Origin of the sequence: Nocardia pseudovaccinii NBRC 100343 (genome assembly GCF_001613225.1) — a bacterium.
Taxonomy (GTDB): Bacteria; Actinomycetota; Actinomycetes; order Mycobacteriales; family Mycobacteriaceae; genus Nocardia; species Nocardia pseudovaccinii.
The window spans coordinates 1-9,283 of record NZ_BDBY01000340.1; the positions used below are offsets into that span (position 1 = coordinate 1).

Sequence of the window (9,283 nt, forward strand, 5' to 3'; positions counted from 1 at the left end):
CCGCCCCGCCGACGTCCGAGCTCGAGGAGCCGTCGGGTGGGAACCGGGATGGTGAAGGGCGCGGTGCGGAGAACCGGCAGGGTGACCCGTCTGCCTCGCCGACGTCGGAGCCGGGGGAGCCGTCGGGTGGGAACCAGGGTGATGAAGGGCGCGGTGTCGAGAACCGGCAGGGTGACCGGTCTGCCTCGCCGACGTCCGAGCCGGGGGAGCCGTCGGGTGGGAACCAGGGTGATGAAGGGCGCGGTGCGGAGAACCGGCAGGGTGACCCGTCTGCCCCGCCGACGTCCGAGACGGGAGAGCCGTCGGGTCGGAACCGGGATGGTGAACGGAGCAACGCGGATAACCGGCGGGATGACACGGAAACCGGGAACTCGGAGCCAGGGGCCGAAGCTCGGACCGGACCGGAGCATGAGGAGGCGGTGCGGGCGCATACGGATGCGGTCGCGCGGCGGGATGCGCTGGCGGCCCGGATCGCGGAGCTGGCCGATCGACTTCCGGCGCAGGAGGATGCGGATGCGTGGACGCCGCGCCGAATTCGGGCGACCGTTGCCGAATTCGCCGGGCGACGGCTGCTTTCGGATGCCGATCGTGCCGTTGTAGCCGAATTAGAGCGGCTCGCACCGGAATTCGCACGGGTGGACGCCGAGGTCGGCGAGCTCGCGGCACGCATCGGACTGGTCGACGAGTACGACCGGCTACTGCAGGAGCGACGAGACCTGGTGCGCGAGCGCGAGTTCGTCCGCGCCAAGGCCAACCAGCGCGCCGCCGATCTGGGTCTGGACGATTCGACCGAATGGGTGCGCCGTGACCCGGATGCGCGCGACGAGGCGATTCAAGCACTGCATGCCCACGCACGGACCGATGTCGTCGACGTGCTGGGTGGCCTCGAGGAGGCGAACCGGCAGGTGCGCAGCCCGGTCGAGCCCGGCGAGCAGGGACGGCGCGAAGAGGCGCTGCGCAAACTCATTGCCGCGACCGAGGACTTCGAATCCCTCGACGATCAGGTTCGCCGCGTGGACCAGCGGCTGTCCGAGCTGGAGGACCAGGGTGTCGCGCGGCACCGCCCGCCGTCGGAGGAGGGTGCTGCCGAGATCGATCGGATGGCACGGGAGCGCGCGGAGGAACTCCGGCAGATCAAGCCGCGCCGGGCCATGCGCGACGATCTGGCCGTCCGGCTCGGTGTCGCCGATGCGTCGGGCAATCCGGATGAGGCCGCGCTGCAACCGGATCGGCTGCGCAGAACGATCGACAACCTGCGATTCGATGTGGAAGAGGAGGTGCGCAACGGCACGATGTCTCCGGATGAGTCGGAGGCTCGCCATCGTGAGATCGACGGACTCTTCCACGCCGCCGACGATGTGAACCAGGCGCACAATCGGATCGGCCGACTCCAGGACGAAATGGCCGGAGCCGCGGGCGTATGGCGGCAGCAGGTCGAAGCCGAGGGCGGCCGGATGGTCACCGACCGGGTCGGCATCGTGGAGGGCGAGCGACCCCGCATCATCGTGTACGGTCCGCGTCCCGATCCGGCGGCACCGCGCGCGGATCACGATCGGGCACTCGCCGATGCGCTGCGTCGCGATCCCGCCGTCGCCCAGGCGATGGTGCGTCCGGAAACCCGCGTCGAATACCGCCAGGTGCTCGCGGATCGCGAGGGCAACACCCGGACGTTGCGGATGCCGCCACCCCAGATCCGACGACTGAGCACCGGCTGGCACAACGGCAGACGCATGGATATGACGTCGTGGGTCGACGCCGAAGGCACTGTGCACCACGTCGATCCGACTCGCCCGGATTGGGTGGGCAACCGCGATGCCGGGACCGTGCCGAAGAAGTTCACGCCCAAGGATCCGCCGGACGGTGTCAGCGGCTGGGCCATGGAGGATGTCGTCAACGACATCACCCTGCCGACCGATCACGTGCCGCCGGGTGAGATCGCGGAGAGCACGCTGCCGGTCAATATGCCGCAGGCGCCGTCACGCTACGACACGTCGTCCGTGCCGCCGGGCACGCCGATCTTCGAACAGCATTGGGGTGGCGACGCTTACAACATCACCCGGCTGATCCTGATGGCCGCGCAGACGCCGAAGCATCCGGCGGTGAAGGCCTGGATCCAGGCGCATCCGGAGATCGGTGAGTGGGTGCGGGCCCGGCCATGGCTGCAGAAGATTCCGCCGTTCGGCACCGTCTTCCGCAACTACGAGTGGTTCGCGGGGCCGGAGCGCAATATTCAGCCCATGCATCGGCCGTGGGATCCGGCCGAACACGGCAATCCCGCGGATCGGGTGGAGATTTCCGAAGGGCTGCAACGGGAATGGGATCGCGACGTCGCGAACTGGCGTCGCGTGCAGGACTGGGCCGATGCCGAGTACGAGCGGTTCCTCGCCGATGACAGCGATATCGATCGGATCATGGACGGGCTCGACGCCCACCGCCGTGCCCAGCAGGTGGCTGCGGCGCGGGATGTCGTCGGGACGGTGCAGGACAGGCTGGTGACCGCGGATCGAGGTATCGATCCGACCCGCGATGTCGATGCGCAATTGCTGCGGATGCAGGACGAAAACGACCGTGTCGCGGATGATTTGGCGAATCGATTTGTCGTCGACGATCCGGACGCGGTGCGCGACACCATCGCCGACATTCGCGAGCTCTTGCGCGCGGGCGCGGATCCGGACGCCATTGCCCAGATCCTGGCCCAGCACATGCGCCACGACGTACCGGGTTTCACGCGCGCCGAGATCGAGCAGATCAAGAACCACCTGATGGCCGACGAGCATCTGGTGCGCGATTACAGCGATCCCAATGGTGCGTATGTCCGTCGCCCGATGGATCGACTCGCCGATGTCGCCGAGGCATGGAACCGGTTGACGGCGGGCGAACCGCTGCCCCAGGACCTCGTCCTGCTGCAGGATGCGCGCGCCGAATCCGACTTCCTGCACGCCAATCCCGGTGCCACCTGGCGCGCCGCCAACACCCACGCCATCGGCCTCGGCTTCCACTGGGACGCGGACCGCCCGCCGCTCACCGACTGGCGTGCGGGCATTCCGTACGCCGTCGACATCGTCGCGCCTGATCCGTCCTGGTCGCCGCCCGACCAGCACTCCGGCCCCGAACTGCCACCGCCGCCGGATGCGCCGCAGTTGGGTGCCACCCCGCCGGATACGCCGAGCTCCGGTGGAAGTGCACGACCCGATGCGGAGCCGGAATCCGTGCCGGAGGCGCAACCGGATGGCGCTGCGCCGGGGCGGGATCCCGATGCGGCCGCTCGACAGGCGGAAATCGGGCGCATCGCGAACGAATGGGCGGCTGCTTTCATCGCCCGCGAAGACGCGCGCACCGCCCTCGACGAGGCTATGGCCGACCCGAGCCCGGCACACACGGACGAACAACAGGCCGCCGCACGCCGATTGGACGAGGCCGACGCAGAACTGACGCGGCTGAACGAGGAACTGAGCCGTGCGGTCGCCAATGACATCGCGGAAACTGACGCGAACCATCATGATTCGGCGGATGGGCGGACACGGCACGGTGATTCGGGTACTGATACCCCGCCCGAAGCGAATGGTGAGGGTGGTTCACGACGTCCACCCCAAGATTCCCCGACCCCGGATTCTCCGGACGAACCCACCGACCCGGTGCAAGGAATCGAGGACACCCGCCAGCGCGCCGAGGCCGGTTTCGATGAGTTGCAGCGCCGCATCGACGTCTGGCATGCGGAAGCGTTGCGGGAAAACGAGCGCCGCTATGAGGAGGCCATCAACTCGCTGAGTGCGCCGGAGCCGCCGGTGTGGCGCGACAATTCATCGACTCCGGTGCGGGAAGCGTCGCTCTCGGACGGTGTCGAGCAACCTGATTCTGCGACTTCGCAACATCCGGATGTGGTCAGCTCTGACCCGGTGCGGCGGATCGAGGAAACGTGGCAGCGTGCCGAGGCAGGATTCGAGGAGCTGCAGCAGTGGATCGATGCATGGCATGCGGAGGCGTTGGCAGAGAACGGGCGTCGCTTCGACGAGGCCATGCGTGCCCTGGCTGATCCCGGCCCGTTGACGAATTCTGACCCGCTGGCTGCGGGTCCTGTTGCACGGCAGAGTGATCCGGTGCGTGAGATCGAAGAGATCCGCCAACGCACCGCCGCTGGCTTCGATGAGTTGCAGCGGCGAATCGATACGTGGCATGCGGAGGCGCTGGCAGCCAACCAGCGGAGGCATGAAGAAGCCCTCCGGGCACTGGCTGAGCGGTCGCGACCGGACGATGGCGCCGAGCAGAGCGAGCTACTGCGCAGGATCGACGAGCTTCGCCAGCGTGCCCAGGCCGGGCTGGATGAGATGCAGCAGCGGATCGATGCCTGGCACGAACAGGCTTTGGCGGCGAATCAACGCAGGTTCGACGAGTTCAACCGTTGGTTGAATGCGACAGTGCTGGAGGGGGACAACTCCGAAGCGAGTGGTCGTGTTCTGGAGCGCGGCCAGCCCGAGTCGGGTCCGGGGAGGCAGGGTTCCGCCTCGGCAGCGGATGAGGGGTCGGCTACTGGGCGACGAGGTGATTCGTTGGGTGTCGGCGAGGAGTCGTCGGCATCACGGCGGGATTCGGCGTCGGAGGCGCAGGAGGAGGCGAGCGGGCGGCGCGGTGGTGAGCCCGGGGACGTGCGGGTTCGGCCACTCGGTGGGCAGGAGGGAGCGGGTGCGCCGGAGGCCGGTGGTGATGGGGGATCGCAGCATCCGCCGCAGGAGCCGCCCAGTCCGGGGCAACCGGAGCCAGGGGAGTCGGGCTCGGGCGGTTGGCCACAGGATGGGCCCTCGCGGGTACACGAGCCTGTCACGCCGGAATTGCGTGATGCGCTGCCAGATTCGGCCGCTCGAATTGCGGAGACTGCGGCTGCCCGCCAGGCCATGGAACCGGGCATTGCCGAAGGTGCCAGGCGCCTCGGAATCAACCCTGACGGTTTGAGCCCGCACGAAATACAGCGTGCCGTCAACGATTTGGTGGGCGAGGCAGAGGATCAGGCTGCCGCGATACGGGATCGTGAAAACGTCCCGAGCCGTGAGATGGTGCAGCATTTCGCGGATCTCCGGGCCGCCGAGCAACACGCCGCCCAGGTCAGGGATGCGGCCAGTGCATATCAGGCCGAGCTGCGCCGCTACATCCACGCGATGGGCGAGGAGAACGTGGCCCGCCAGCGTGCCGCCGTGCTCGCGTCTCGTGACGTGCTGGCCGGGGAACAGGCGCATATGGTCGCCGAGGGCGTCGGGATCGCACCTGATGGGCAGCGCGTGGTGGTCGCGTCGCCGTCGAGGGCGCCCGAGCAGGTCATGCCCGCAGAGCTTCGCCGTCAGCTGGCCGATCAGGGCGTCCAAGTCGACTATCTGCACGTCGTGGTCGACGAGTCCGGAGTCGTCACCGTCACCCCGATCCGCCCGCCCGACGAAGGAGCGGTACCGGCCCGCCCGGCAGGTCCGCCGGAGACACCGGGTTCGGGATCCGCGGCGCCACCGGAACGCGCTGCGGCACAGTCGGATCCGGCGCAGGCATCGCCCGAGGCGCCGCGCGCCGATACGCACGTTTCGGATCCGACGCGATCCAGGGCACAGGGTCCCGCTGTGGATGGTTCGGATCCGACACGGTCAGCGCCCAAGACCCGGGCCGCTGCGGATGGTTCGGATCCAAGGCGATCCGCGCCCGAAACACGGGGGACTGATCCGGGTGGTTCGGATCCGACGCGATCTGCGCCCGGGGTACGAGACGTCGCTGAGGACGTTTCGGATCCGACGCGATCCAGGGCACAGGGTCCCGCTGTGGATGGTTCGGATCCGACGCGATCTGCGCCCAAGACCCGGGACGCCGCTGCGGACACCTCGGATCCGACGCGACCTTCGCAGGAAACACGGAGCACCGACGCGGACGATTCGGATCCCGCGCGCTCCACGCCCGAACCAGGAGACGCTGACGGCTCGGAGCCGGATCCTGGAACCGCGCCCGACACTGCGCCGCATTCGGACGCTCTGACCCCCGAGGTCCGCGCCGAACTCGAGCGGCTGCGTGCGGAGCGCGCCGTGGCCGTCGCCGATCGCGAGGAATTGCGCGATCTTCGCCGACTTCGCGCCGATGGACTTCCGGTCGATGTCGAGCAGGGGCTGCGGCCAGGCCTGCCGCTGGAGACGACCCTCGAAGAGCTGCGCAACCAGACCATGCTGGTCCATGAGCAGGCCGAGCGGCATGCGCGGATCGACGCGCTCGAGCGCGCGGCCGACGAATTCAACCGTGCCGATGCCGAAGTGGCGCGGCTCGACGAGGCGATCGCGACGCTCGAACTGTCCGGAACACCGGAGGCCGTGCACGCCGCATTGGTGCGGGAACGCGCCGCGATGGCGGCCGAATGCGAGTTCTGGCGGGCCAAGCGCAATGACCGCGCCGAACGCTTCGATATTCGCGATCCCGATCACGCCCTGAACCAGGACAACCTGGAGCCGACCCTGCGGCAGCTCAGCGGCGATATCGTCGGAACCAGGGACATTGCGGGCACCGGCGACGAAACATCGAGGCCGGAACCGGAATTGGTGGGCTCGGCCGAACGCACCCAGCGCGAGAACAACATCTTCAAGCTGCAAGACGCGGCGGAACGCTTCAACGAAGCCGATTCCGCCCTCGCCGAACTGGATCGGCGTATTGCCGCACTCGAGGGCGCGGATGTCATCGCACACCAGCCGCTGTCGGCAGAAACACGCGCCGAGCTCGACCGGCTCGGTGCCGAACGCGCCACCGAAGTGCTCGCCAGTAAGCCATGGCGCGGGATGTGCGACGACCTGGCAGAGCGTCTCGGCGTTGACCGAGACGCTCTGGGCCCCGATGAGATCGACCAGACCCTGCGCGATGCGGCGAACCGTCTCGCGCCGACCGAGGAGAACACCAGGCAACTGCAATTGCTCCGTGAAGCCGCCGACCGAGTCAACCAGGCGGACAACAGGATCGGGCGCATCCAGGATCAGATGGCCGAACTGGCCGGAGCGTGTCGCGACGTCTTCGCCGCCGAGGGTGCCAGGCCGATCACGGATCGCGTCGGCCTCGTCGAGGGCGAACATCCGCGGATCGTCGTGGTGGCCCCGCGCGGCACATTGGAGCATCCGCGCGCGGGCCACGACGCGGCGCTCGCCGATGCGATCCGACGCAATTCCGCGGTGGCACAGGCAATAACAAGACCTGAGACGCGAATTGAATATCGCGTGATCGTCGCCGAGCGCGAGATGCCGGTGCGCATCGCGGAACTCACACCACCGCGTCGCGACTATCTCACCGCGGGCTGGCGCGAAGGCTCGCCCGGCATCCATCTCACCCGGTGGCAGGACGCCAATGGTGACTGGCATCCGGTCAACCCGACCCGCCCGGACTGGACGACAAACCGTCAAGGTCCCAGGGTGCCGAAGGCATTCGAACCGCGCGTACTTCCGGAAGGCGTCAGTGGTTGGGCGGTCGATCCGTTCCAGTCGTCCATTGTCGACCCGTTCCTGCATCCGCCACCCGGCGCGATCGATGAGGAACTGCTGCCGCGGATCCCCGGCATGGACCCACTCGATCCGGGTGTGCCAACCTTCGAGCCGCCGATGGCGGGCGTGTTCTACAACACCATGCGCATCATCCTCGAATCGGCGAAGCTGTCCGGATTCACCTGGTACAGCGATAAGGACCATCCGGGCCGAATCAGTCCGGGATTCAAGGGACATCCCTACTTCCGTCCGCGCGCGGCCGATGTGCAGCCGATGGCGCGCGAATGGGATCCGCAGGATCGGGTGCCCGATCGCGGCGAGTTGTCGGAGGAATACAAACAGCGCCAACGGGATCAGGAAGCGGCGTGGGCGCGCGTGCAGGACTGGGCCGACACCGAATACCAGCGGTTCCGCGCCGACGACAGCGATATCACCAGCATCGTCGATCATCTCGCCGCGCATCCGGATGCGGAAGGCGCGGCACGTGCCGTGCGGGCGGCGGAGATCGTCGATCAGATCGCCCGCAGACTCGACAGCTCCGGCGACCTCGACCCGATCGTCGACGCGCTCACCGGCCAGTTGCGGGACGAACAGCCCGGTGACGCAAGACGGTTGGTCGACAATCTGTGCGACCAGCTCGGCAACCTGGGTGCCGACCGCGCCGAATTGACCAGGTTGGTCGCCGACCGACTCGACAACTCGACCCCGGCCTTCACCCACGCCGAGATCGAGCAGATCAAGAACCACCTCATGCGCGATCCGCATCTGGTGCACGACCCGAACGACGGCATCCTGCGCCGCCGCCCACTCGACGCCGTCGCCGATGTCGCCGAAGCCTGGAACCGCCTGATCGCGGGCAGCCCGCTGCCACAAGACATCCTGCTCCTGCAGGATGCTCTCGCCGAATCGAACTACCTGCGGCACAACCCGATCGCCGCCTGGCACGACGCCAACCAGCACGCCATCCGCATCGGATTCGACTGGAACGCCAACCGCCCACCCCGCACCGACTGGCGCACCAAAATCCCCTACGCCCCACCCCGAGTAGACCACCAACCCCAACTCCCCCCACCCGCACTCCCGAACCCGGACACGCCCCTCGCCCTCCCCCCGACCAACGAACTCCCACAACCAGCACCGGCCGAAACCCCTGTACCACCTTCCCCCTCCGACGGCACCGAGCGACCGCCGACAACGGAAGTGCCTGTAGTTCACGAAGTTTCGGAACCGACACAGCCGCTGACCAGAGACGAGAGCTCGGCCACTGATCCGAGCCCGCAGCACGGTCATGATCTGCCGGACACCGCAGACAGCCGCGATCGCGCCGACTCGTCCGATGGCACGGCCGGTGATCGCGACGGCGAGTCGTCCGCGCCCGAGGTGCCGCCGGTCCGCGAAGGTTCGGAACCCGGTGAGCTGCGGGGCACAGACGATCAGTCGGCCACGGATCCGGACGCGCAGCGTAGCCGGGATCTGCCTGAGAGCGCGGGTCGTCGTGATTCTGCAAGCGATGAGTTCTCCGACAGCGCAGCGCATCGCGACGGTGACGATGAATCGGCTGACGATGTGACGCTTGGTGATCATGTCGTCGTGGGTGAATCGTCCGACGGTGCCGCGGGTCGTACGGAGGATGAATCATCCGAAGGGACAACGCATCCCGAGCAGTTGGACGACGGCGCGTCCTCTGCGGGGCGGGCGCGGCATGGGCGTGCGGGCGATGAGGAGTCGGCCGACGGTATGACGCTTGGTGATCGTGCCAGCGTGGCGGAGCCGTCTGATGGTGGGGCGTGTCGTGGTCGTACGGA

At 67.9% G+C, this 9,283-nt stretch carries 1 pseudogene; it reads left to right on the top strand.

Going from position 1 to position 9,283, the window contains the following annotated elements:
- Positions 1 to 419: 419 nt before the first annotated feature.
- Positions 420 to 9,283, top strand: a pseudogene (locus tag NP3_RS48510) (hypothetical protein); the annotation flags it as partial.